General features: G+C 65.3%; 23 protein-coding genes. 12 read left to right on the top strand and 11 right to left on the bottom strand.

Annotated features, from left to right (window positions below; translation table 11 throughout):
- Positions 1-42: 42 nt before the first annotated feature.
- A complete protein-coding gene (locus tag L1080_RS21630) occupies positions 43-486 on the bottom strand; it encodes a MarR family winged helix-turn-helix transcriptional regulator (RefSeq protein ID WP_250772942.1) in 444 nt (147 codons plus the stop codon).
- Positions 487-642: 156 nt separating this feature from the next.
- Between L1080_RS21630 and L1080_RS21625 the strand changes: the two genes are divergently transcribed.
- Positions 643-1,836, top strand: coding sequence for an MFS transporter (locus tag L1080_RS21625; protein ID WP_250772944.1), 1,194 nt, complete (start codon positions 643-645; stop codon positions 1,834-1,836).
- Between the two features lie 13 nt (positions 1,837-1,849).
- Here L1080_RS21625 and L1080_RS21620 read toward each other — a convergent pair whose 3' ends face one another.
- From L1080_RS21620 to L1080_RS21610, 3 genes are all read right to left on the bottom strand, one after another.
- A complete protein-coding gene (locus L1080_RS21620; RefSeq protein ID WP_250772946.1) occupies positions 1,850-2,692 on the bottom strand; it encodes an ACT domain-containing protein in 843 nt (280 codons plus the stop codon).
- A 148-nt stretch (positions 2,693-2,840) separates the two neighbouring features.
- Positions 2,841-3,563: an acetoacetate decarboxylase family protein gene (locus L1080_RS21615; RefSeq protein WP_250772949.1), complete on the bottom strand. Its 723-nt coding sequence runs from the start codon at positions 3,561-3,563 to the stop codon at positions 2,841-2,843.
- On the bottom strand, positions 3,560-4,375 hold the full coding sequence (locus L1080_RS21610) for an SDR family oxidoreductase (RefSeq protein ID WP_250773162.1): 816 nt from the start codon (positions 4,373-4,375) through the stop codon (positions 3,560-3,562). The genes L1080_RS21615 and L1080_RS21610 overlap by 4 nt, the downstream gene beginning before the upstream one ends.
- Before the next feature lie 179 nt (positions 4,376-4,554).
- Between L1080_RS21610 and L1080_RS21605 the strand changes: the two genes are divergently transcribed.
- Positions 4,555-5,730 (top strand): cytochrome P450, encoded by a 1,176-nt coding sequence (locus L1080_RS21605; RefSeq protein ID WP_250772957.1) that lies wholly within the window; start codon positions 4,555-4,557, stop codon positions 5,728-5,730.
- A 67-nt stretch (positions 5,731-5,797) separates the two neighbouring features.
- Here the strand turns inward: L1080_RS21605 and L1080_RS21600 are convergent, their stop codons facing one another.
- Entirely contained in the window at positions 5,798-6,679 is an 882-nt protein-coding gene (locus L1080_RS21600; RefSeq protein WP_250772960.1) for an aldo/keto reductase, read from the bottom strand.
- A 66-nt stretch (positions 6,680-6,745) separates the two neighbouring features.
- Here L1080_RS21600 and L1080_RS21595 point away from each other — a divergent pair, with 66 nt between their 5' ends.
- Positions 6,746-7,570: an HAD family hydrolase gene (locus L1080_RS21595; protein ID WP_250772962.1), complete on the top strand. Its 825-nt coding sequence runs from the start codon at positions 6,746-6,748 to the stop codon at positions 7,568-7,570.
- 286 nt (positions 7,571-7,856) lie between these two features.
- Here the strand turns inward: L1080_RS21595 and L1080_RS21590 are convergent, their stop codons facing one another.
- A complete protein-coding gene (locus tag L1080_RS21590) occupies positions 7,857-9,191 on the bottom strand; it encodes an HNH endonuclease signature motif containing protein (protein ID WP_250772964.1) in 1,335 nt (444 codons plus the stop codon).
- 87 nt (positions 9,192-9,278) lie between these two features.
- On the opposite strand from L1080_RS21590, the gene L1080_RS21585 reads away from it, so the two are divergent.
- Positions 9,279-9,857, top strand: a complete 579-nt coding sequence (locus tag L1080_RS21585; protein ID WP_250772967.1) for a cold-shock protein — start codon at positions 9,279-9,281, stop codon at positions 9,855-9,857.
- 9 nt (positions 9,858-9,866) lie between these two features.
- Here L1080_RS21585 and L1080_RS21580 read toward each other — a convergent pair whose 3' ends face one another.
- Genes L1080_RS21580 through fadD3 form a run of 5 tightly spaced genes read right to left on the bottom strand, consistent with a single transcriptional unit; the run spans position 9,867 to position 15,466 of the window.
- Positions 9,867-10,925: an acyl-CoA dehydrogenase family protein gene (locus tag L1080_RS21580; protein ID WP_250772969.1), complete on the bottom strand. Its 1,059-nt coding sequence runs from the start codon at positions 10,923-10,925 to the stop codon at positions 9,867-9,869.
- Positions 10,922-11,890 carry an acyl-CoA dehydrogenase family protein gene (locus L1080_RS21575; protein WP_250772971.1) on the bottom strand — a complete coding sequence of 323 codons (969 nt, stop codon included), beginning with the start codon at positions 11,888-11,890 and terminating at the stop codon, positions 10,922-10,924. Before L1080_RS21575 ends, L1080_RS21580 begins: the two co-directional genes overlap by 4 nt.
- Positions 11,887-13,047 carry an acyl-CoA dehydrogenase family protein gene (locus L1080_RS21570; protein ID WP_250772974.1) on the bottom strand — a complete coding sequence of 387 codons (1,161 nt, stop codon included), beginning with the start codon at positions 13,045-13,047 and terminating at the stop codon, positions 11,887-11,889. The genes L1080_RS21575 and L1080_RS21570 overlap by 4 nt, the downstream gene beginning before the upstream one ends.
- Positions 13,047-13,919, bottom strand: a complete 873-nt coding sequence (locus tag L1080_RS21565; protein WP_250772976.1) for an enoyl-CoA hydratase — start codon at positions 13,917-13,919, stop codon at positions 13,047-13,049. The genes L1080_RS21570 and L1080_RS21565 overlap by 1 nt, the downstream gene beginning before the upstream one ends.
- A complete protein-coding gene (gene fadD3 / locus L1080_RS21560) occupies positions 13,916-15,466 on the bottom strand; it encodes a 3-[(3aS,4S,7aS)-7a-methyl-1,5-dioxo-octahydro-1H-inden-4-yl]propanoyl:CoA ligase (RefSeq protein ID WP_159919124.1) in 1,551 nt (516 codons plus the stop codon). Before fadD3 ends, L1080_RS21565 begins: the two co-directional genes overlap by 4 nt.
- A 48-nt stretch (positions 15,467-15,514) precedes the next feature.
- Here fadD3 and L1080_RS21555 point away from each other — a divergent pair, with 48 nt between their 5' ends.
- From L1080_RS21555 to L1080_RS21520, 8 genes are all read left to right on the top strand, one after another.
- Positions 15,515-16,735: an acyl-CoA dehydrogenase family protein gene (locus L1080_RS21555; RefSeq protein ID WP_159919125.1), complete on the top strand. Its 1,221-nt coding sequence runs from the start codon at positions 15,515-15,517 to the stop codon at positions 16,733-16,735.
- Positions 16,732-17,532, top strand: a complete 801-nt coding sequence (locus tag L1080_RS21550; protein ID WP_250772978.1) for an SDR family oxidoreductase — start codon at positions 16,732-16,734, stop codon at positions 17,530-17,532. The genes L1080_RS21555 and L1080_RS21550 overlap by 4 nt, the downstream gene beginning before the upstream one ends.
- Positions 17,533-17,631: 99 nt before the next feature.
- Positions 17,632-18,246 carry a TetR/AcrR family transcriptional regulator gene (locus L1080_RS21545; protein ID WP_109326700.1) on the top strand — a complete coding sequence of 205 codons (615 nt, stop codon included), beginning with the start codon at positions 17,632-17,634 and terminating at the stop codon, positions 18,244-18,246.
- Between the two features lie 13 nt (positions 18,247-18,259).
- A complete protein-coding gene (locus L1080_RS21540; RefSeq protein WP_159919126.1) occupies positions 18,260-19,408 on the top strand; it encodes an acetyl-CoA C-acetyltransferase in 1,149 nt (382 codons plus the stop codon).
- Between the two features lie 91 nt (positions 19,409-19,499).
- Positions 19,500-19,829 (top strand): hydrogenase maturation nickel metallochaperone HypA, encoded by a 330-nt coding sequence (gene hypA / locus L1080_RS21535; protein ID WP_109326702.1) that lies wholly within the window; start codon positions 19,500-19,502, stop codon positions 19,827-19,829.
- A 5-nt stretch (positions 19,830-19,834) separates the two neighbouring features.
- On the top strand, positions 19,835-20,638 hold the full coding sequence (gene hypB, locus L1080_RS21530; RefSeq protein WP_250772981.1) for a hydrogenase nickel incorporation protein HypB: 804 nt from the start codon (positions 19,835-19,837) through the stop codon (positions 20,636-20,638).
- Positions 20,639-20,788: 150 nt separating this feature from the next.
- Complete coding sequence (locus tag L1080_RS21525) at positions 20,789-21,844, top strand: NADH-quinone oxidoreductase subunit B family protein (protein ID WP_159919128.1); 1,056 nt, start codon at positions 20,789-20,791, stop codon at positions 21,842-21,844.
- Between the two features lie 29 nt (positions 21,845-21,873).
- Complete coding sequence (locus L1080_RS21520; RefSeq protein WP_159919129.1) at positions 21,874-23,667, top strand: nickel-dependent hydrogenase large subunit; 1,794 nt, start codon at positions 21,874-21,876, stop codon at positions 23,665-23,667.
- Positions 23,668-23,672: the final 5 nt, after the last annotated feature.

The following is a 23,672-nucleotide window of genomic DNA, read 5'->3' as shown; positions in this document are numbered from 1 at the left end:
CCTCCGGTGGGCGGCGACGCGTGCCGATGCGCGCTTCGCCGCTCACCCGGGCAGCTCGTGCAGGACACGGGCGAGATGGGCGAGCTCGGGAATCTCGGCAGCCTGATCGAGCGCCGCTTCCAGCGTGGCATCGTGAGTGGGGCGCGCCGCGTCCAAGGCGGCTCGGCCCGCAGGTGTGAGCTCGGTATAGATACCGCGACGGTCGTCGTCGCACAGAATGCGGGTGAGTAGGCCCCGGTTCTCCAATCGATTCACCAACCTGGTGGTGGCACTGCTGCTGAGCGCCGCGGCCCGCGCGAGCTGCGCCATCCGCATATGCCAGCCGTCCTGGCGGTTCAGGGCGTCGAGCACCGTGTATTCGACCACGGAGAGGTCGTGGTCGCGCTGCAGTGCACGTTCGAGCTCCGACTCGAGCAATCCGTGCAGGGCGGCGAGCGTGCGCCAGCCTTGCGACCGGATCTCGACGGCATCATCGGCGACTGCCACTGACCAACCTCCTGTTGTGCGGCTCCATACCAAGATTACCAGCTTGCGCACATAGAGCGCGTATGCAACTATTTATCACGCGCCTGCAACTACTGCAGGCGCGTGATTAAAGCGCTCGCTCGCATTCTCCGAGTCTGTACGAAAGGGGTGGCTGCGATGCCACTGGGCCTACTCGCCCTCGCCATGGGCGGTTTCGGTATCGGACTCACCGAGTTCGTCATCATGGGACTGCTGCCGGAAGTGTCGGCTGACTTTCAGGTCAGCGAATCGGTGGCCGGTTACCTCATCTCCGGTTATGCCATGTCGGTGGCAGTCGGAGCCATCGTCATCACCGCGGCCGTCACACGCTTCGACCGCAAGCGTGTCCTCCAACTACTGATGGTGTTGTTCATCGGCGGAAATCTGCTGTCGGCGCTGGCCCCGACCTACGAGGTCATGATGGCCGGGCGGGTGCTCGCCGCCCTGTGTCACGGCGCGTTCTTCGGCATCGGCTCCGTGCTCGCGGCAGATCTGGTACCCGCGAGCAAGAAGGCGGGCGCCATTGCGACGATGTTCGCCGGACTCACCGTCGCCAACGTTCTCGGAGTCCCCTTCGGTACCTTTCTCGGTCAGCAGTTCGGATGGCGTTCGACCTTCTGGGCCATCACCGTCATCGGTGTGATCGCGCTGTTCGGGATCGCGACCCTGGTGCCGGCGGTGGATCGTCCGAGCGATCCTGCCTCAGCCGGACTTCGGGGCGAACTGCGCGCCTTCCGCTCACCCCAGGTGTGGTTTTCGATCGCCGTCACGATTCTCGGGTTCGGCGGCATGTTCGGTGCCTTCACCTACATCGCCTTCACCCTCACCGAGGTCGGTGGATTTGCCTCCACCAGTGTTCCGTGGCTACTCGTCCTCTTCGGTGGCGGCTTGTTCGTCGGCAACTTCCTCGGTGGGCGTGCCGCGGACAAGGCACTGACCCGCACGCTGATCACCATTCTTGCGGTGCTGACCGTGGTCCTCGTCGTTTTCGCTCTCACCGCCGACAACAAGCCCATGACCGTCGCAGCACTGTTTCTGATGGGTGCATTCGGATTTGCGACCGTGCCGGGACTGCAGATGCGCATCATGAACTATGCGAAGGAAGCTCCCACTATGGCGTCCGGCGCGAATATCGCGGCCTTCAACGTGGGGAACGCACTCGGCGCGTGGCTCGGTGGCATGACTATCGCTGCGGGACTCGGATTCATTTCGCCGATCTGGATGGGTGCCGCACTCACGGTGGGTGCTCTCGCTGTTCTCGGTCTTGCCACCGTGCTCGATCGGCGTCCGGTGTGGTCGGAGGATGAGACAGTGTCGACGGTGTCGGTCTAGCGACACTTCTCGGTCAGCCGAGCGGTGGAACAGAATTCGTCTGTTGCGCAAGCTCACTCAGGCGCTGCGCACGGGCCACCTCGGCTGGTGTGAACGGCTCGTCGACAGCCCGTGTGAAGACGAGCATGTCACCGTCACGGACCGGGATTTCGAGGAACGTCGTGTTGGCGGGGTGGGCGTTCGAGCGGGTCCGGTCGCTGACCGTGTCGACGTACTGCGCGCCGAGAAGTTCCGCGATAGACAGGGGGAGCTCGGACGGATCGGCCGCCACCCGCGCCGCCAACGTCAACGCCTTGGTCTGGCCGTCGATCAACGCGAGCGCCGAAGCGGGCCAGACGCCGACGTCGAGGCCGCCCGCGGACTCGACGGCAGTCGACAGTGCGTCCGGTGACGTGTCCCGGCACGCGCCGACAATCAACTCGTCGAGCGACCCGCCCTCGAGGTGATGGACATGCACCGTGAGGATGTTCGCGTCGAGCTTCGCAAGGTTGTGGGCAAGCGATTCGAGCTGTCCCGGGCGGTCGCTCACCCGGACGCGGATGCGCCAGAGCGACTGTCCGGTCGCGAAATGGCTATGCCTCCCCTCGGGCGGGCCGTGCAACCATCCGCTGAGCAGTCTCATCGCGGACGGCTCGACGACCCAGATCACCAACACCGTCGTGCTGACGGTGAGCACTGCGACGGTGACGAGGTAGGACACGTGGACATGGACGACCAAGGCATGGAGCACTAGTTCGACGGGAAAGACGGCGCACAGTTTGGCAAGTGCCAGGCGGACGCGGCGGGGGTGCGGGAGCCGACCGCACGCCTCGCACGCGTTGACATGAACTCCGGGTTCTCTCGCGGCATCGTTCATACACACACTGTCGGCGCACCGTGTTGCGACGTCGTTTCACCGCACGTCGGTGATGTGACAGAGGGGCGTGAAATACGTTGGGTCACAGGGCCGAGGTGGCTGTCGATACAGAACTCCGTTGTTGTGAGTTGGAGCACGGGGTTCCCGGTCAGACCGGTTGCGCGTCGCCGAAGGTCATTCGGAGGTTGGGGATGGACGACGTGACCAACGCCCGCTTCGGGAGGCCCAGCGACCGCAGTTCTTCGGCAATCGGGTGGCTGCCCAGTTTGAGTTCCGCGCCACCTGGCCGGGATCGGACACCACTCGGGTTCATGTCCCAAGTGGTGAACCGGGTGATCCCATCGAGGTGTGAGTACGCCGTAAGGGAGGCACCGGAACCGGGAAGCGGTATGCCTTTGGCAACGCTCAACTGAGCGATCAGCCGGCCATCCTGGCTGACCGACGCCCGCTTGACGGAGCTGACGTGATCGACGTCGAAATCGGCCAGCACCTTGGGGAAACCCCAAATTCCCCTACCGGCTGCGAGGGTGAACTCACCGTCGACGGGCAGCCGATGGATCAAGGCACCTGCCCGGCCCTTGGCCAGAGCCTTCACATCCTGTGTGACCGAGGTGCTGTCGGTTCGGTGGTCGCGGACGAGAAAGGTCACGCCGAATTCGTTGTAGGGGCCCAAATCTCCGTCCACGTAGTCGACGAACACCAGCGCGCAGATGCCGCGTCCGGGCCGGAACTGCAGTATCTCGAGGCCGGTGTAGTCGATCAGTTCCTGCGCGGCACCGGTCGGCACCGAGTACATCGCCGTGAATGCCGACGCCTGCCGAATCTCCACCGGCATGTCGACTTGCTTGCCCAGCACCTGATGTGAGTTCACGGCGCGACCACTCCACGCAGTGCGTCCGCACCGAACATGGGCTCGAACATCGAGCGGAAATCGGGTCCACGTCGCAACATCTGGCCACCATCGACGTTGATGATCTGGCCCGTGATCCACGTGGATGCGGGCCCGAGTAAAAACTTGGCGAGGGCGGCGATGTCGGTCACTTCACCGACTCGGGCAATGGGTGTGTTGGCCATGTAGTCGTCGAGGACCGGGCCGCCGTCGGTGATGAGCGCGACGAGATCGGTGCGGGTCAGGCCGGGCCGGATGCAGTTGACGCGCACGTGGGACGCACCCAGTTCGTCCGCGGCGAGTCGGGTGAGGTGGTCGACGCCGGCCTTGGACGGGCCGTAGGCGCCGAACCACCGGTGCGTGTTGCTGCTGGCGATCGACGAGATGGTCACGATGGATCCACCACCCGCGGCGACGAGGGCGCGTGCGGAATGCTTGATCGTCAGCATCGTGCCGGTGACGTTCAGATCCACCGTCCGTCGCCACGCGTCGACGTCGAGTTGCGTCACCGGTCCCACGGTTTCGTTTCCGCCGGCGCAGGCAACGACCCCGTCCAGCTGTCCGGTGCGCTCGCTCGCCTTCGCGACCGCGCGGACGACCTCGTCCTCGGCGGTGACGTCGGCGACGACCGTGTCGACGGTCCCAGGCGGGCTGTCGGCCTCGATCCCGGCCGCCGCAGAGGACAGTTTCTCCCCATTGCGCCCACAAATCGTGATGTGCGCGCCTGCCGCCACCAACGCCGTGGCTATGCCCAACCCGATGCCGCTTCCGCCGCCGGTGACGAGCACCGACATCTTGGCGAGTCCGCTGTCGCTGTCGTTGTTACCCACGTGCCGACCTCCAGTTGTGAGAACTCGTGTCAATTCCGAGGCGCCGATCAGCGAGAACTTGCCGCTATACCCCTGTGTCATAGTAAGAACACGTTCTATTATCGGGGCACGGTTCGCAGGATTCAATGCTGAGGAGCACGTCGATGGGGAACAGGCCGGAATTCGATCTGATCGACGGGCGGTTCTACTCGGGCGAACTCGGAGATCCGCGGGAGGCTTACGCCTGGATGCGCGCCCACGAACCGGTGTACCGCGCGGACGGCATCCTCGGGGCGGCCAGCTACGAAGCGGTGCTCACCGCGGAGCGGGATCCGGAGTTGTTCTCCAACGCGGGCGGGATCAGGCCCGGAGTCGGTCCGCTGCCACAAATGATCGACATGGACGACCCACAGCACCTGCAACATCGTCGCCTGGTCAACGCGGGCTTCACCCGCAAGAAGGTAGAAGCCAAGATCGACCGGATTCGCGAGATCTGCGACCAGTTGATCGAGGCGGTGTGCGACAAGGGCGAGGCGGACTTCGTCCGTGATCTGGCGGCCCCGCTACCCATGGCCGTGGTCGGCGACATGCTCGGTGTTCGCCCCGAAGAACGCGACACCTTCCTGCAATGGTCCGACGATCTCATGAATGCACTCGGCAGCAACGTCACCGAAGAAAGCCTGCAGGCCCAGCTGAACGCCTACGTGGCATTCACCGAATTCACGCACCGCACGATCGCCGACCGCCGGAAGAATCCGACGGACGATCTCACCAGCATTTTGGTGCACAGCGAAATCGACGGACACCGCCTCAGCGACGAGGACATCGTCGGAGAGACCCTGCTCATATTGATCGGCGGCGACGAAACCACGCGGCACGTCCTGAGCGGCGGGATGGAACAGCTGATGCGTCACCCCGATCAGCAGGCGAGTCTGGTGCGCGACCCGGACGGTATTCCGGCGGCCATCGAAGAAATGCTCCGCTGGTCCTCGCCCATCAAGAACATGTGCCGCACGGTGACCCGCGACGTCGACTTCTTCGGCACACAGCTGCGACGCGGCGAGAAGATGATGTTGCTGTTCGAATCGGCGAACTTCGACGACACCGTGTTCGACGACCCGAACCGCTTCGACATCGCACGGTCACCGAACCCGCACGTCGCCTTCGGTTTCGGCACCCACTTCTGCCTCGGCAACCAGTTGGCCCGCCTCGAGGCCAGGATCATGTTCGAACAGCTGCTGTCGAGGTTGCCGGACATGACGCTCGTCGACGACGGCCCGTTGCGCCGCCGCCCCGCCAACTTCGTGTCCGGGCTGGAGGAGATGCCGGTGAAGTGGTGAGGCGCTTCGCGCCCGTGCGCCTTTCTGGTAGCTGGAGCAACCAAAAAGGCGCACGAGCCCGGAGGGCCTACTCGGGGGCGCCGATGTTCAGCTCGTCCGGGTGGGCGCCGACGCGTGTGCCGTCGTCCATCGTCTCGATCTCGCTGAGGTCCTGCTCGGTGAGCTCGAAGTCGAAGACGTCGATGTTCTCGGCGATGCGTGCGTCGTGCACCGACTTCGGGATGACGATCAGCCCGTTCTGCAGATGCCAGCGGATCAGGACCTGCGCCGCAGTCTTGCTGTGCCGGTCGCCGATCCGGGTGATGATCGGGTCGGTGAGGAGCGTGTTGGGCTTCGAGTCGCTGCCCCAACCGGAATTGCTGGTGCCGCCCAGCGGGCTCCACGACTCCACCGCGATGCCGTGTTCGGCGCCGTACTTGCGGATGTCCAGCTGCGCGAGATGGGGGTGCAGCTCCACCTGGTCGACGGCGGGTACGACACCACCCCGATCGACCAGCAGCTGCAGATGTCGTGGCTCGAAGTTGCACACCCCGATTGCCTTGGCCTTCCCCGATTCGGCGATCTTCTCCATCGCATCCCAGGTGCGCAGGATGCGGTCGTCGTCCTGGAGCGGCCAGTGGATGAGGTAGAGGTCGACGTAGTCGAGGCCGAGCCGGCCGAGGCTGGCGTCGAAAGCCTTCAGCGCCGGCTCGTAGCCCTGGTCGGAATTCCACAGCTTGGTGGTGAGGAAAATATCTTCCCGGTCGACACCCGAGCCGGAGATGCCGCGCCCGACCCCCTCCTCGTTGCCGTATGCGGCGGCAGTGTCGATGTGTCGGTAGCCCGCCTCGTCGATGGCGAACCGGACAGCGTGTTCGGTCTCGTCGTTGGTGGCCTGCCATACTCCCAGGCCGAGCTGCGGGATGGTGGTTCCGGAATTCAGCACGATGTGCGGTACTCGAGGACTCATGGTGTCCAGGCTATCGACTGTGATGGTGTCCGGCGCGCAACAAGCCCGGCCTGGCATCATGCGGGGGTGACGCAAATCCGGCTCCTCGCGACCGACCTCGACGGCACCCTGTTGCGCTCGGACCGGGTGATCTCGTCCCGCACCGCACACGCGATGGCGACGGCACAGCAGTCCGGAATCGAGATCGTCTGGGCAACCGCCCGGGCCCGCCACTCGGTGCACGAACTGGCGCAGTCGTGCGGGTTTCGCGGCCGGGCGATCTGTGCGAACGGCGCCGTGGTCCTCGACCTCGCCGACGGCACCCCAGTCGTGACGGCCACGACGTCGATCGCAATGGCTTCCGCGTCGGCCGCAATGAGCAGGGTGCGGACGCTGCTCCCGGGTGTCGTGTTCGCGAACGTGGGACCCACCCGCTTCGTCGCCGAGCCGGCGTACGCCGCGCTGTGCGACTTCGCCGACCACCACCGGCACCCCCACGACATGTCGCTGTCCGAGCTGCTGCCCGACCTGGACGAGCCGATGGTAAAGATCGTCGCCCGACACCCGGAGGTGTCGAGTTCAGACCTGTACCGGACGGCGTTGTCCGCCGGCGTCGACGGTGTCGAGCTGACACATTCCGGCGCGCCGTACGTCGAAATGGCCGCATCGGGTGTGTCGAAGGCCAGTGCACTAGCCGAACTGTGCGCCGTCGACGGGATCGGAGCGTCCGAGGTCGCCGTCGTGGGTGATGCGATCAACGACCTGCCCATGCTGGCCTGGGCAGGGACGGCACTGTGCCCGTCGAACGCCATAGCCGAAGTCCAGGCGCTGGCTGACCGTGTGCTGCCGAGCAACGACGAGGACGCCGTCGCCACGTACCTGGAGGAGCTGGTAGGCGCTTCGCGCCCGTGAGTGGTAACGACTCCGCCGTCTTGGATGGATGGACTGGCTATTTTTTTCTGGGGCTCTACGACGTCAACACCTTCTAGTTCGAAGCCGAGAAGGGAGACGATCTGCGCAAGGTCCGCTACTCGAGAGAGCTCGAGTCGACCCGTAGATCGTGGTTGGACTCCTGGTCGAAACCGCACCGGATCTGGCCTGGGCGCTGGGTCGTTTGGCGCTTGGCACGACGGTATGCCGGCTCTGCAACAGGTGTGGTCCTGTTGCGGAGTCGGCAGATGTGTGTCGCGCGCCGGGGTCAGGCCGCTCGGGGTCGGGCCTGGTTGTGCGCGGGTATGGGTGTGCGCTCCCAGTCGACTTGCCGGGGCGGAATGAAGACGGGGTGCCGGTCTGCCCCCATTTCGATTTCCCAGTCGCTGTGGTGGAGCAGTCGGTGATGGAACCCGCAGAGCAGGACCAGGTTGTCCATGTCGGAGGGCCCACCTTTGGACCAGTGGACGATGTGGTGGCCTTCGCACCATGAGGGTGGTGCACCGCATCCGGGGAATGCGCATCCTCGATCTCTCGCGACCAGCGCTTTTCGTTGTCGTTTGGTCACTGTCCGGGTGGTGGTGCCGAGGTCGAGTGGCGCGCCGTGGTCATCGAGGACGATCGGCGTGTAGATCGAGTCGCAGCTGAGGAGCCGAGCCGCTCGCAGGCTCAGCGGTCCCAGCCATTCGGTCCACGCGACCCCGTCGACCGCGAACAGCGACGCGTCGGTCGCGCAGGCGCCGCGCTGATCTCGAGGGGTGCCGCCGCCGTGGTCGGCGAGGTCTTTGATGTTGATGTGGAGGGAGACGTGGGGTCGTTCTCCGCCTTCTTCGCCGGCGATTGCGGAGTTGAGGTACCGGCGCAGCAGTTCGGTGAATCCGTCGGCCCTGCGCTGTCCGGGGGTGCGGGTGTCTGTGGTTCCGTCCTGCGCGGGTCGCGGCTGGGAGAGTCCGGAGAGTGCGGAGAGCAGCATTTCGCCGGTGACGGCGTCGAGGTCGCCTTTGACGGCGACGCGTCCGTTGAGTGTTCTGGAGGCGTGGAATTCGTTGAGTTCGGTGTCTTCGGCGGGCGGCGGGTCGTCGGATTCGAAGGCGCGTTCGAGTCGAGCGATGACGGCACGCACGGCGTCGGTGTTGGCGGTAGGACCGCTCGCCGCGTACAGCAATGCGTTTCGGCAGTCGTCCATCGCTTCGAGTGGCATGCCTTTGGGCGGCCGCTCGCAGAATTTCATGATCAGTGCGGTGTGCTCCGCCGAGATGGTGGTGTCGAAGTAGGCGTCCGCGATTTCCGGTTGGGAACGTAAACCTCGTCCCAACATCACGATTCGTCCCGCCGCACCGACCTCGAGCAACGTCTTGGAGGCCAGCCACATCTTGGTGTTCGGAAATCCCAGCACATCGACCTGGCAGCGGTGGTCGACGGCACCGACGAGCCTGACCCGCAAAGCTTCGAGTCGCTGGATCTCTTCCGACACAGCAACCACCGAATCGAGCAACTCGGCCTCGGCCAGACGCCACGCATCACCGACCGCAGTCGCCAGAATCTCGTCCGACGCCAAAATCTGGTCCGACAACGCCCCCTGGATATCCTCCCCGATCCCCATGAATCGAACCCTACTTCGAACGCGTGTTCGAGTCAATGGCCTGTCAATCCCGCCCAACCGCATCATCGTGAAGCGGACAATGACGGCATGGCAACTACCGGGGTGGTCCGTAGCTGGGACTTCGGGAGGATGCAGGGCATCATCGATTCCGACGAGACGCCGGGTGGATGCTGGACGTTGTTCCACAGCGTGGCGGTCGAAGGCTTCCCCTCACTTCGCGAGGGCCAGCAGGTGGAGTTCGAGTGGGATGTCCTCGACAGCCCCATGATGGGGTGCGATTTCTACACGATTCGCGCGTGGCCCGTGGGCGGCGAACCGTACGTCGCGCCGCGATCGGACAGCCCGTTCTCGACCAGGGTGTGGATCACCTTTTCCGACGGCACGGGGAGGGAGATGACCGAAGCAGATTTCCCTCCCGTGCCGCCACGCCTTCATGCCGAGAGAACCACCGGTATCGTGCGCATCTGGCACGCCGAAGAGGGCTGGGGTGTGATCGATTCCGACGCCACCCCCGGTGGCGCGTGGACGCATTTCAGCGACGTCGCTGGCCCAGGCTTCCGTTCGCTGACGCCAGGACAGCACGTCACCTTCGAGCCCGAGAGAGTGGTCAGCGGAACGCAGGACGGCTACCACCACCGCGCACTGGACGTTCGGAAAGCAGAGTAGATCTGCTCGCTACTTCCCTCGTCGCCAAGCCTCCGAATTCAAAAGCGGCAGATAGTCCCGCGGCTGCCCGAAGAGCTGGGCGCCGCCGTGGGCGCGTTTGAAGTAGAGCTGGGTGTCGTGCTCCCAGGTGATCGCGATGCCCCCGTGGAGTTGGATGGCCTCGGCTGCCACCGACTGCAGCGCCTCGGAGCAGTACACCTTGGCGATGACGGCGTCCTCGTGCGTGCCCGACAGCGCCGCGGCGTACGACATCGAGCGCGCGGTCTCGACCAACGCGTACATGTCGGCCATGCGGTGTTTGAGCGCCTGGAAAGACCCGATGGCCCGCCCGAACTGCTTGCGCGACTTCGTGTATTCGACCGTCTGTTCCAACACCGCGGACGCCGCGCCGACCTGTTCCGCCGACAGGGCGATCAGCGCGACGGTACGGATGCTGTCGACGAGGTCGGGTGACGACACCAGCCGGCGTGCGGCCACGTCGTCGAAGGTCACCTCGGCCAGCGTCCGCGTCGGATCCATCGTGGGTACCCGTCGTCGGGTCACGCCGTCCGCTGTCGCCGAAACTTCGAACAGGCCGTCGTCCGTGAGGACGAGTAGCACGTCGGCGACGTCGCCGCCGAGGACGTACTGCGCCGTACCCGAGAGGGTCTCGCCCGCCGCGGTGATCCCAAAACGGAACCAGCCTTCGGAACCTGCCCAGCACAATGCAGCCACCGAACCCGCGGCAATAGCCGGGAGTAGCCGGCCGCAGGCGTCGTCGTCGCCCGACAGCAGTAGGGTCTGCGCGGCGAGGACGGCACTGCCCAGCATCGGTGACGGTGTGAGCGTCCGCCCCAGTTCTTCCTGCACCACATGTACTTCGAGCAGGGAGGCGCCGACACCGTCGTACTTCTCCGGGATGGCCAGTGCCGCGACGCCGATCTGCTCGCACAGCCGTGTCCAGAGGGCCTCGTCGTAGCCGTGTTCGGTAGTGATAGCGCGGCGGACGGCACCGGAGTCGGAATGCTTGGACAGCAGGTTGCGTACGGACGCGCGGAGGTCGGCCCGCTCGTCGTTGTCGAAGCTCATGACGCACCCACGAGGAAATCGATCACGCGACCGCGGTGGAACGATGGTGTGCCCCAAGCGGTGACGAGTGCCCTAACTTTGGTAAGCCACAGCGACAGATCGTGTTCCTGGGTATAGCCGATGGCGCCGTGCACCTGCAGCGCCACGCGCGCCGCCCGGTAGGCGGCATCACCGCAGGCCACCTTGGCGGCGGAGACGTCGCGAGGGGCGTCCAGGGAGCCGTCCCGAACCGACAGCGCCGCGCCGTGCAGCAGCGGCCGGGACATCTCCAGCCCGACGGCCACCTCCGCGAGGTGATGTTTGATGGCCTGGAACTGCCCGATCACCTTGCCGAACTGCTTGCGCTGCTTGGCGTAATCGGTGGTCATCTCGAGCAGGGTGTGTCCGAGCCCCTGCAGCTGCGCCGCGGTTGCGAGCGCGCCCAGATCGAAGGCGGGCCCAAACTCGACCGCGCCCAGTCGTTGTCCGGCGGTCACGGGAAAGAGGCGGCGGGACTGGTCGACAGAGTCCTGCACTACCCCCGGATCACCGAGGTGAAGTGACGCGTCCTCGACGAGGAGCACGAGATCCGCGGAGTCCACATCGACGGCGAAAGGCACGTGTGGGGGAGAGGCCACGGTAGCCAGAGAACCTTCGGCGAGGGCGGACAGGCGCCCCGGTGCGGCCTGTGCGAGTAATTGCGGTGCCACAGCGATGGTCTCGGCCACCGGGCCGGGCACGGCGTGGCGCCCCAGCTGCTCCACGGCGACGACGAGGTCGACGGCGTCTGCGCCCAGACCGTCGTGCTCCTCACCGATCAGCAACCCGTTGATCCCGGTCTCGGCCAGACGCTGCCACACCTTCCGGCCGGGTTCTGTGTCACCGCGGTTCCAGGACCGGATCACCGCCGGCATATCGGACTTCGACAGCAGCGCATCGATACTGGATGCGAAATCCTGCTGGGAGGAGTCGAGCGCGAATCTCATTTATCCGCCTTGGGTAGGCCGAGCAACCGCTCGGCGATGACGTTCTTCTGAATCTCGTTGGTGCCGGCGTAGATCGGGCCCGACAGGGAGAACAGGTAGCCGTCCATCCAGTTGTCGGCGAGCTCGGCCGAGGCCCCCTGCAGTTCGAGGGCGGTCTCGTGGGTGGCGATGTCCCACTCCGACCAGAACACCTTGTTGATCGACGACTCGGCGCCCAGCTGCCCGCCTTCGGCGAGACGAGTCACCGTGCCGAAGGTGTTGAGCTGATAGGCGCGGGCCCCGATCCAGGCGTCCGCGACGCGGTTACGCAACGCGGTGTCGTCGGTGCGGCCCGTCGACTCGAACAGCTCGATCAGCCGGTCGACGGTGGCAAGGAACCGGCCGGGGCTGCGCAGGGACAGACCGCGCTCGTTGGACGCGGTGCTCATCGCGACGCGCCAGCCCTCGTTGACACCGCCGATCACGCCCGACTCGCCCGGGTGGGCCGGGTCGTCGGGGACGAAAACGTCCTCGAGGAAGATCTCGGCGAAACCGGGTTCGCCGTCGAGCTGGTCGATCGGGCGCACGGTGACACCCGGGGAGCGGAGGTCGAACATGAAGTAGGTGATGCCCTTGTGCCGCTGCGCGTCGGGGTCGGACCGGAACAGACCGAACCCCCAGTCCGCGAAGGTGGCTCGGGAACTCCACGTCTTCTGTCCGTTCAGCACCCAGCCCCCGTCGACGCGGCGAGCGGTGGAACGCAGTGAGGCGAGATCACTGCCCGACTCCGGTTCCGACCAGGCCTGGGCCCAGATGTCGTCGGCCCGGGCCATGCGGGGCATGATGCGCGCCAGCTGCTCCGCGTTGGCATGCTCGAACAGTGTGGGCGCCAACAGGAAGATGCCGTTCTGGCTGACCCGCCCGGGCGCGCCGGAGCGGTAGTACTCCTCCTCGAAGACCACCCACTCCAGCAGTGAGGCGTCGCGGCCGCCGAGCTCTTCCGGCCACGACACCACCGACAGGCGGGCGTCGGCGAGCGTGCGTTCCCACTCCCGATGAGCCTCGAATCCCTCGGCCGTGTCCATCGACGGCAGGGGGCGCGTCGGCACGTTGTCCTTCAGGAACGCTCGTACCTCGTCGCGGAACGCGAGAGTGGTGTCGTCGTACTCCAGATCCACTACTTGGCCCCGTTCTCCGAGTTACGTGCGCTTTCCGCCATCGACTTGGCGTTCATGCCGCCGAGCGGATCCGTGTCGATCTCGGCATTGTGCGCGTGCGCGAAATGGTGCAATCCGAAGACGGAGTCCATGCCGTTCCGCATGCCCATCTGGTCCTCGCACTGGTTGACGGCCTTCTTCGTGAGCGCGAGCCCGAAGCGCGGCATGGCAGCGATCCGTCCGGCGATCGCGAGGGTTTCCTTCTCGAGGTCCTCTCGCGGAACCACGCGGTTGATCATGCCGACCTCGTAGGCGCGTTGTGCGGGGAATCGATCACCGGTGTAGAGGATTTCCTTCGCGAACCGCGGATTCATCATCCACGGATGCGCGAAGTACTCGACACCGGGAATACCCATACGTACGACCGGATCGGAGAAGAACGCGTCGTCGGATGCCACGATCAAGTCACACACCCACGCCAGCATCAGACCGCCCGCAATGCAGGCTCCCTGCACCATCGCGATGGTGGGTTTCGGGATCTCGCGCCACCGGCGGCACATCCCGAGATAGACCTCCATCTCCCGGGCGAACCGCTGGTCGCCACCCGGCTTGTCGACGTGGTCCCACCACATCACGGCCTTGTTGTCGTAGTGGACGTGATGGTCGCGACCCGGTGTGCCGATGTCGTGTCCGGCGCTGAAGTGTTTTCCGTTGCCGGCGAGGACGATCACCTTCACCTCGTCGTCCTCGACTGCCCGCTCGAACGCGGCATCGAGTGCGTACGTCATCACCGAGTTCTGGGCGTTCCGATAGTCGGGACGGTTGAGCGTCACGAATGCCACACCGCCGCGCACGTCGTAGGTGACGACGTCACCCTCGTCGGGGACCGTCATGATGATTTCTCCTCACGCAAGATGTTCTTCATTACTTTCCCGGACGGGTTCCGGGGCAGAGAGTCGACGAATCGCACGGTGCGGGGGACCTTGAATCCCGCGAGGTGCTTCTTGCCGAAGGCGATCACGTCGTCCTCGGTCAGGGAGGTGCCCGGTTTCGCCACGACGTACGCCCGGCCGACCTCGCCCATGCGCTCGTCCGGTACACCGATGACGGCGGATTCGGCCACGCCGTCCAGGCGCGCCAGAACGTTCTCCACCTCGGCCGGGTACACGTTGAAGCCACCCGAGATGTACATGTCCTTCAGGCGGTCGGTGATGTCCAGGTACCCGCGGTCGTCGAGAACCCCGACGTCACCGGTGTGCAACCAGCCGTCCGGCTCGATGGTGCGGGCCGTTGCCTCCGGGTCGTCGAGATAGCCGAGCATGACGTTCTCCCCGCGCACCAGAATCTCACCCCGCTCGCCGATCCGCACCTCCATACCGGGGATGGCCCGACCGGACGTGGTCGAGACGGTCACGGGATCGTCGTCGGTGCGGCACATGGTGATCACCACCGCCTCGGTCTGGCCGTACGCAGTGAGGACTGCTTCGAAGCTCAACTCGGACTGCATGCGTTCGACGAGCGCCACCGGGACCGCTGCCGCGCCCGTCACCGCGATGCGCAGACTCGACAGGTCGTAGCGGGAGCGGTCGGGGTGGTCGAGGATCGACTGGAAGATCGTGGGGGCACCGGGCAACACGGTGATGTGTTCGTCGTGCACGGTGGCCATCACCTTGGGCACGTCGAACACGGCCATCGGCACGACGGTCGCCCCGGTGAGGAGGCAGACGAGAATGCCCGCCTTGTATCCGAACGTGTGGAAGAACGGGTTGATGACGAGGTAGTTGTCGTCGGCAGTCACCTCGGCACAGTCGGCCCAGGCCCGCGCGATCCCCACCACCTGCCGGTGTGCGCTCAGCACACCTTTGCTCCGTCCCGTGGTCCCGGACGTGAACATCACATCCGCGATGTCCTCGGCGTCGACGGCCCGGGCCCGCCTGTCTGCCGCCGCCCGGGTGTCGTCCGTGGCGAGGGCGAGGAAGTCGTCGAAGTCGAGGACTCCGGGTCTTTCGACGTCGCCCCCGTCGACGGGGACGCGGACCACGGTCGGCAGGTCGAGGGTGCTCGACTCGTCTCGCAGGGTCGCGTACCGGTCGGTGCCGAGGAACATGCCTGCGACCACCAGCGCGGCGGACTTCGTGCGCTCCACGATGTCGAGGGCCTCGGTCGCGGTGTAGCGGGTGTTGATCGGGACCAGCGTCGCCCCCGCGTAGTGCACCCCCAGTGCCGCGATCACCCAGTGAAACGTATTGGGAGACCAGATCGCGACGTGCTCACCTGGCTGTACGCCGCGGGCGCAGAGCGCTGCGGCGAAATCGCGGACACGGTCGTGGAGCTGTGTGAAGGTCAGACGGACGTCGCCGTCCGCCACGGCTTCGCGTTCGCCGAAGTCGTGTGCGGCCGCGATCACGGCGGCCGGAGTGGTTGTCGGTTGTGCGGTCACTTCGCTCCCTACCTACCTAGCAAGTGCTTGGTAGGTTATCTTACAGACGTGGACCAGAGCGAGAGCCCGGACGGGCTGATCACCGACGACGACTTTGCCCAGACCGTGAGAACCTGGCTGGCGGAGAACCTGACCGGCGACTTCGCACGCCTTGAAGGCAAGGGTGGACCCGGCAGCGAGCACGAGTTCTTCGAAGAACGACTCGCCTGGGACCGCCACCTCGCGGCCGCGGGGTGGACCTGCCTCGGCTGGCCTGCGGAGTACGGGGGCCGCGGCGCCACCCTGGCCCAGCAGGTGACGTTCCACCAGGAGTACGCGAAGTCGGGGGCCCCGGCGAGGGTCAGTCATGTGGGCGAGGAACTGCTCGGGCCGACGCTGATCGCGTTCGGCACCGAGGAGCAGAAGCGTCGTTTCCTCCCCGGGATCAAGACGGTCACCGAACTGTGGGCGCAGGGATACTCCGAGCCGGGCGCCGGATCAGACCTCGCCAACGTCGCGACGACGGCCCGGCTCGAGGGCGACAGGTGGGTAATCAACGGGCAGAAGGTGTGGACCTCGCTCGCTCACGTGGCGCAGTGGGCGTTCGTGCTGTGCCGCACCGAGCCGGGGTCGAAGCGCCACCACGGACTCAGCTTCCTCCTCGTCCCCCTCGATCAGCCAGGCGTCACCGTGCGCCCGATTCAGCAACTCACCGGCACGTCCGAGTTCAACGAGGTGTTCTTCGACGACGCCGTGACCGACGCGGATCTCGTGGTGGGCGAACCTGGTGACGGCTGGCGGGTCGCGATGGGCCTGCTCACCTTCGAACGCGGGGTCTCCACCCTCGGCCAGCAGATCGGCTTCGCCCGCGAACTGCAGGGAATCGTCGACCTCGCGCATGCCAACGGCGCGGCCTCCGATCCGAGTATCCGGGAGAAGATTGCGCGGGCGTGGGTCGGGCTTCGAGTGATGCGGGCGCACGCGATGCGCACCCTCGACGCGGTGGACGCCGGCACGTCCGGTCCCGAAGCGTCGGTCGCAAAGTTGTTGTGGGCCAATTGGCATCGCGACCTCGGCCAATTGGCGATGGACGTGCAGGGTGCGGCATCACTGCTGGCGCCCACGGGACCGTCGTCGGACATCACCGACCCCGAACATCTCGAACTGGACGAATGGCAGCGGCTGTTCCTGTTCACCCGCGCCGACACGATCTACGGCGGATCCAACGAGATCCAGCGCAACATCATCTCCGAGCGCGTGCTCGGACTTCCCCGAGAGGCACGACCGTGACTACTGCTCCACTCGCCACCGCGCCCGTCGAGACGCCGGGACACGACCTGCTGAAGGGCAAGAAGGTCGTCGTGACCGCCGCGGCCGGCACCGGCATCGGGTTCGCATCCGCCCGTCGCGCCCTCCTCGAGGGTGCCGACGTGCTGGTGTCCGACTGGCACGAACGCCGCCTGGGCGAGACGCAGGAGAAGCTTGCCGCCGAATTTCCCGAACGCACGGTGAAGGCGCTCGCCTGTGACGTGTCGAGCACGGAACAGGTGGACGCGCTGATCTCCGGGGCCGCCGACGCTCTGGGCCGGATCGATGTCCTCGTCAACAACGCCGGGCTCGGCGGTGAGACCCCACTCGTCGACATGACGGACGAGGAGTGGGGCCGCGTCCTCGACATCACCCTGAACGGAACATTTCGGGCCACCCGCGCGGCGCTGCGCTATTTCAAGGGAGTCGAGCACAACGGAGTGCTCGTCAACAACGCCTCCGTCCTCGGTTGGCGGGCGCAGCACTCGCAGGCGCACTATGCGGCTGCGAAGGCAGGGGTCATGGCCCTGACCCGGTGCAGCGCCATCGAGGCCGCCGAGTACGGGGTGCGGATCAACGCTGTCGCGCCGTCCATCGCTCGTCATGCCTTCCTCGCCAAGGTCACCAGCGAGGAACTTCTCGACCGGCTGGCGTCGGGGGAGGCGTTCGGACGCGCCGCCGAGGTGTGGGAGATCGCCGCGACCATCGCGATGCTCGCCAGCGACTACACCACATATCTCACCGGTGAGGTCGTGTCGGTGTCTTCGCAGCGGGCGTAGGCGGCTCCGCCGCCCGTGCGCCTTTTTGGTAGCTGGAGCAACCAGAAAGGCGCACAGGGCCGAAGGCCCTAGCAAGCGCTTGGTTGATAGGATGGAATGATGACTGCACCCCGAATCGACGAGACGTCCAAGACCGGACGCCGGGCCGAGCTGCTCGAGATCGCGGCCCAGCTGTTCGCGGAGCGTGGCCTGCGGGCCACCACCGTCCGTGACATCGCCGACGCAGCCGGCATCTTGTCGGGCAGCCTCTACCACCACTTCGACTCCAAGGAGTCGATGGTCGACGAAATACTACGAGACTTCCTGGACGACCTGTTCGGCAAGTACCGCGAGATCGTGGCGTCCGGGCGCAATAGCCGCGCGACCCTAGAAGCCTTGGTCACCACCTCGTACGAGGCGATCGACACGTCGCATTCCGCGGTGGCAATCTACCAGGACGAGGTCAAGCACCTCGTCGCCAACGAACGCTTCGCCTACCTGGCGGAACTGAACACCGAATTCCGCGAGCTGTGGGTCGGTGTGCTCGAGGCCGGTGTGCGGGACGGAAGCTTCCGCCCCGACATCGACGTCGAGCTCGCCTTCCGCTTCATGCGCGACACCGCCTGGGTTGCCGTGCGCTGGTACCGGCCCGGCGGCTCCCTGACCGTCGACACGGTCGCCAAGCAGTACCTCTCGATAGTCCTCGACGGACTCGCGAGCCCCAGAACCATCTGACTAGGAGTTCTCCATGACCGAGGCATACATCGTCGACGCCGTCCGGACCCCGATCGGCAAGAAGAATGGTGGCCTGTCCGGCGTGCACCCCGCAGACCTGGGTGCGCACGTCATCAAGTCGATCGTCAACCGCACCGGCATCGACCCTGCCGGCGTCGACGACGTCGTCTTCGGGTGCGTCGACGCGATCGGCGGCCAGGCGGGCAACATCGCACGGACGGCGTGGCTGGCGGCCGGATATCCGGAGGAGGTTCCGGGTGTGACCGTCGACCGTCAGTGCGGGTCGAGTCAGCAGGCCGTGCACTTCGGCGCACAGGCGATTCTCAGCGGCACCGCCGACCTCATTCTCGCCGGCGGCGTGCAGAACATGAGCCAGATCCCGATCGCGTCGGCGATGATGGTGGGGCAGCAGTACGGATTCGACACCCCGTTCGGCGGGTCGACGGGGTGGGTGGAGCGCTACGGCGACCAGGAGGTGTCGCAGTTCCGCGGCGCGGAGTTGATCGCGGACAAGTGGGACATCAGCCGGGAGGAACTCGAGCGCTGGGCGTTGCAGAGCCACGAGCGCGCGCGGACGGCGATCGCGGAGGGCCGCTTCGACCGCGAGATCGTGCCGTTCGGGGAGGTGACGACGGACGAGGGTCCGCGTGAGACGAGCCTCGAGAAGATGGCGTCGTTGAAGACGCTCACGGAGGGTGGCAGATTGACGGCCGCAGTCGCGAGCCAGATCTCCGACGGCGCGAGCGCGGTGCTTCTCGCGTCCGCTGAGGCCGTCGAGCGATACGGATTGACCCCACGTGCCCGCATCCATCACCTCAGTGCCCGCGGCGCGGACCCGATCTTCATGTTGAGTGCACCGATTCCGGCTACGCGCTACGCGTTGGAGAAGACCGGCCTGAGCATCGACGACATCGACCTCGTCGAAATCAACGAGGCCTTCGCCCCGGTGGTGCTCGCGTGGATCAAGGAAATTGGTGCCGACCCGGCGAAGGTCAACGTGAACGGCGGCGCGATCGCCCTGGGACATCCGCTGGGCGCGACCGGCACCAAACTGATGGCCACTCTGCTCAACGAACTCGAGCGCACCGGCGGCCGTTACGGTCTGCAGACCATCTGCGAGGGAGGCGGCACCGCCAACGCCACCATCATCGAACGACTGTGAGTACTTACTAACCTTCCATGGTTAATAAGTACTCACGGGCGCGAAGCGCTACGCTCGAGGGAGAGGTGACGAGTCCGTAAGCGGGGTCGTGATGCACGAACTGGCAATCACCCAGAGCGTCGTCGATGCCGTCTGCGAGAAAGCCGCCGGACGGACTGTTCACAGTGTGCGGGTTCAGGTGGGCGCCCTGACCGCGGTGGTCGCTGATTCGATGCAGTTCTGTTTCGAGTTGGTCACGGAAGGGACTGTGGCGCATGGTGCCCGACTCGACATCGACCACTCCCCGGGCAGCGCGCAGTGCCGCGAGTGCGGCACCACGTTCTCGCTCACCGACCTGGTGTTGCTGTGTCCGTGTGGAAGCGCCGATGTCGAGGTCACCTCGGGCCGGGAATTACGAATCCTCTCGATGGAAGTGAGCTGAGGCGTATGTGTGCCACCTGCGGATGCGGCGACGACACCGGTACCAGGGTCAGCCGCCCCCAGACCCATCAGCACCCGCACGACCACGAGCACCCGCACGACCACGAGCACCCGCACGACCACGAGCACCCGCACGACCACGAGCACCCGCACGACCACGAGCATGAGCACCAGACGGTCACCCTCGAGCAGAAGGTGCTGGCCAAGAACGATCTGACGGCCGAGCGCAACCGGGCCTGGCTGGCCGAACGGGGCGTGCTCGCGCTGAACATGATGAGTTCCCCCGGGTCCGGGAAGACCACCTTGCTCGAGCGGACCATCGCCGACATCGGCGGACACCGTCCGGTCTCGGTGATCGAGGGAGATCAGGAGACGATGCTCGACGCCAACCGGATCGAGGCGACGGGTTGCGCTGTCGTGCAGGTGAACACGGGGGCGGGGTGTCACCTGGACGCGGAGATGATGCGCGATGCGCTGACGGCGCTCGATCCCGGCCCAAACTCGCTGTTGTTCATCGAGAACGTGGGAAACCTGGTGTGCCCGGCGCTGTTCGACCTCGGGGAGCGGTCCCGGGTGGTGGTGATCTCCGTGACCGAGGGCACCGACAAGCCGCTGAAATATCCGCACATGTTCGCTGCGGCGAATCTGGTGGTGGTCAACAAGTCGGACCTGTTGCCGTACGTCGACTTCGACGTGGAGCTCTGCACGAAGTATGCCCGGTCGGTGAACCCCCATCTCGAGGCGATCACCTTGTCCGCGACCACGGGACAGGGCATGCAGCAGTGGTACGACTGGATCGCGGCGCAGTAACGGTCACGGCTGAACTGGCCCGATGTACCTGAGGGCCGTTGACACGCGAACGCCGTGAGGAGCTAAATAGGGAATAGCGTCACACAGGTGGGCCGACGGTCGACCCCGGTGGCGACAGGAGCCGTGTTCGGTTCCGGAAAGCGACCTGCTATGCCGACACAGGAAGCAATCAAAGCCGAGGAAACCCTGATCCACGTCCTGTGGATCAACGCGGGACTCAGCTGCGACGGGGATTCGGTGGCCTTAACCGCTGCCACTCAGCCCAGTGTCGAGGAAATCGCTCTCGGCGCTCTGCCGGGCCTGCCGAAGGTGGCCGTGCACTGGCCGCTGATCGACTTCGAATGTGGGCCCGAGGGTGGCGCCGACGACTTCATCGAGTGGTTCTGGAAGGCCGACCGCGGCGAGCTGGAACCTTTCGTACTGGTCGTCGAGGGGTCGATCCCCAATGAGCAACTTCACGACGAGGGGTACTGGTGCGGTTTCGGCAACAACCCGGAGACCGGTCAGCCCGTCACGACGAGTGAGTGGCTCGACAAGCTGGCTCCCAAAGCGACGGCGATCGTGGCTGCCGGTACGTGCGCGACGTACGGCGGTATCCACGCGATGGCCGGCAACCCGACGGGAGCGATGGGTGTCCCCGATTACCTCGGCTGGGATTGGAAATCGAAGGCGGGCATTCCGATCGTGTGTGTACCGGGTTGCCCGATCCAGCCGGACAATCTGTCCGAGACGTTGACCTATCTGCTGTACATGGCCACCGATCAGGCGCCGATGATTCCGCTCGACGACGCGCTGCGTCCGCAGTGGCTGTTCGGAAGCACGGTTCACGAGGGTTGTGACCGGGCCGGGTACTACGAGCAGGGTGACTTCGCCACCGAGTACGGCTCACCCAAGTGCATCGTCAAGCTCGGCTGCTGGGGCCCCGTCGTCAAATGCAACGTCCCCAAGCGTGGGTGGATCAACGGTGTGGGCGGTTGCCCGAACGTGGGCGGGATCTGCATCGGTTGCACGATGCCGGGATTCCCGGACAAGTTCATGCCTTTCATGGACGAGCCGCCCGGCGGAAGACTGTCCACGACCGCATCCGGTCTGTACGGCTCCGCGATCCGCAGTCTGCGCAGAATCACCAAGAACACCTTGGACAAAGAGCCGCAGTGGCGTAGCCGCGGCACGAAACTGACCACAGGCGCCACTCGCACCTGGTAGCCCAGCTCGGGCCTCTGAGAGGTACGTCGATGACAACGATCATTCCGGATCCTTCGCACAAGACGGAAACCGATGGCTTGGTGGAGATGGCGTGGGATCCGATCACACGCATCGTCGGCAGCCTGGGTATCTACACGAAGATCGACTTCAAGCAGAAGGAAGTCGTGGAGTGCCACAGCACGTCCTCGATTTTCCGCGGCTATTCGATCTTCATGAAAGGAAAGGATCCGCGCGACGCCCACTTCATCACCAGCCGCATCTGCGGTATCTGTGGTGACAACCACGCCACCTGTTCGTGTTATTGCCAGAACATGGCGTACGGCGTGCAGCCACCGCATATCGGCGAATGGATCGTCAATCTCGGTGAAGCCGCGGAATACATGTTCGACCACAACATCTTCCAGGAAAATCTGGTCGGTGTGGACTTCTGCGAGAAGATGGTCTCGGAGACGAACCCCGGGGTGCTCGCACAGGCGGAGAACACTCCGGCGCCGCACGCCGGCGACCACGGCTACCGGACCATCGCCGACATCATGCGATCGCTCAACCCCTTCACCGGCGAGTTCTACCGCGAGGCGCTGCAAGTCAGCCGCTGGACGCGGGAAATGTTCTGCCTCATGGAAGGACGGCACGTCCACCCGTCGACGCTGTATCCGGGAGGTGTGGGCACCTCGGCGACCGTCCAGTTGATGACCGACTACATGTCCCGCCTGATGCGTTACGTCGAATTCATGAAGAAGGTCGTGCCCATGCACGACGACCTGTTCGACTTCTTCTACGAGGCCATTCCGGGATACGAGAACGTCGGACTCCGTCGCACTCTGCTCGGCTGCTGGGGCTCGTTCCAGGATCCGGCGGTGTGCAACTTCGAGTACAAGGACATGGAGAACTGGGGCCGGTCCATGTTCGTCACTCCGGGTATCGTCGTGGACGGCAAACTGGTGACGACCTCCCTCGTGGACATCAACCTCGGTATCCGCATCCTTCTGGGCAGCTCGTACTACGACGACTGGACCGACCAGGAAATGTTCGTCGAAAAGGACCCGCTGGGTAACACGGTCGATCGCCGGCATCCCTGGAACCAGCACACCAACCCGCATCCGCAGAAGCGGGACATGGACGAGAAGTACAGCTGGGTGATGTCGCCGCGATGGTACGACGGCAAGGACTATCTCGCCCTCGACACCGGTGGTGGTCCGCTCGCCCGACTCTGGAGTACGGCTCTCGCGCAGTTGGTGGATATCGGTTACGTGCAGTCGACGGGCCACAGCGTGAAGATCAACCTGCCGAAGACGGCGCTGAAGGGTCCGGTCGAGCTGGAGTGGAACATTCCGCGGCACGGCAGTAACACCCTCGAACGCAATCGTGCGAGGACCTACTTCCAGGCGTACGCGGCAGCATGTGCCCTGCATTTCGCCGAGAAGGCACTAGCCGAAATTCGGGCCGGGCACACCAAGACGTGGGAGAAGTTCGACGTCCCCGACGAGGGAATCGGATGCGGCTTCACGGAGGCTGTGCGCGGAGTTCTGTCGCACCACATGGTAATTCGGGACGGTAAGATCGCGAACTACCATCCGTACCCCCCGACACCGTGGAACGCGAATCCTCGGGACAGTTACGGAACACCGGGCCCCTACGAGGATGCGGTGCAGAAGTCGCCCATCTTCGAGGAGAACGACCGGGACCACTTCAAAGGCATCGACATCATGCGGACCGTCCGCAGTTTCGATCCGTGCCTGCCCTGTGGTGTCCACATGTATCTGGGAGAGGGAAAGACACTGGAGAAGCTGCATTCGCCCACCCAGTCCGTGACCGGCGAGTGACGAGG

The organism is Rhodococcus sp. MSC1_016, from assembly GCF_023667485.2.
Lineage (GTDB): Bacteria > Actinomycetota > Actinomycetes > Mycobacteriales > Mycobacteriaceae > Rhodococcus_F > Rhodococcus_F oxybenzonivorans.
This window is presented reverse-complemented; position numbering and strand designations above follow the sequence as displayed.

Coding starts and splice junctions, on each gene's coding strand:
- L1080_RS21525 (WP_159919128.1), top strand. CDS start 20,789: ATGCCGACACAGGAAGCAATCAAAGCCGAGGAAACCCTGATCCACGTC.
- L1080_RS21600 (WP_250772960.1), bottom strand. CDS start 6,679: ATGAGTCCTCGAGTACCGCACATCGTGCTGAATTCCGGAACCACCATC.
- L1080_RS21565 (WP_250772976.1), bottom strand. CDS start 13,919: ATGACGGTCCCCGACGAGGGTGACGTCGTCACCTACGACGTGCGCGGC.
- L1080_RS21575 (WP_250772971.1), bottom strand. CDS start 11,890: ATGAGATTCGCGCTCGACTCCTCCCAGCAGGATTTCGCATCCAGTATC.
- L1080_RS21520 (WP_159919129.1), top strand. CDS start 21,874: ATGACAACGATCATTCCGGATCCTTCGCACAAGACGGAAACCGATGGC.
- L1080_RS21625 (WP_250772944.1), top strand. CDS start 643: ATGCCACTGGGCCTACTCGCCCTCGCCATGGGCGGTTTCGGTATCGGA.
- L1080_RS21545 (WP_109326700.1), top strand. CDS start 17,632: ATGACTGCACCCCGAATCGACGAGACGTCCAAGACCGGACGCCGGGCC.
- L1080_RS21580 (WP_250772969.1), bottom strand. CDS start 10,925: ATGAGCTTCGACAACGACGAGCGGGCCGACCTCCGCGCGTCCGTACGC.
- L1080_RS21585 (WP_250772967.1), top strand. CDS start 9,279: ATGGCAACTACCGGGGTGGTCCGTAGCTGGGACTTCGGGAGGATGCAG.
- hypB (WP_250772981.1), top strand. CDS start 19,835: ATGTGTGCCACCTGCGGATGCGGCGACGACACCGGTACCAGGGTCAGC.
- hypA (WP_109326702.1), top strand. CDS start 19,500: ATGCACGAACTGGCAATCACCCAGAGCGTCGTCGATGCCGTCTGCGAG.
- L1080_RS21620 (WP_250772946.1), bottom strand. CDS start 2,692: ATGAACGATGCCGCGAGAGAACCCGGAGTTCATGTCAACGCGTGCGAG.
- L1080_RS21590 (WP_250772964.1), bottom strand. CDS start 9,191: ATGGGGATCGGGGAGGATATCCAGGGGGCGTTGTCGGACCAGATTTTG.
- L1080_RS21605 (WP_250772957.1), top strand. CDS start 4,555: ATGGGGAACAGGCCGGAATTCGATCTGATCGACGGGCGGTTCTACTCG.
- L1080_RS21610 (WP_250773162.1), bottom strand. CDS start 4,375: ATGTCGGTGCTCGTCACCGGCGGCGGAAGCGGCATCGGGTTGGGCATA.
- L1080_RS21540 (WP_159919126.1), top strand. CDS start 18,260: ATGACCGAGGCATACATCGTCGACGCCGTCCGGACCCCGATCGGCAAG.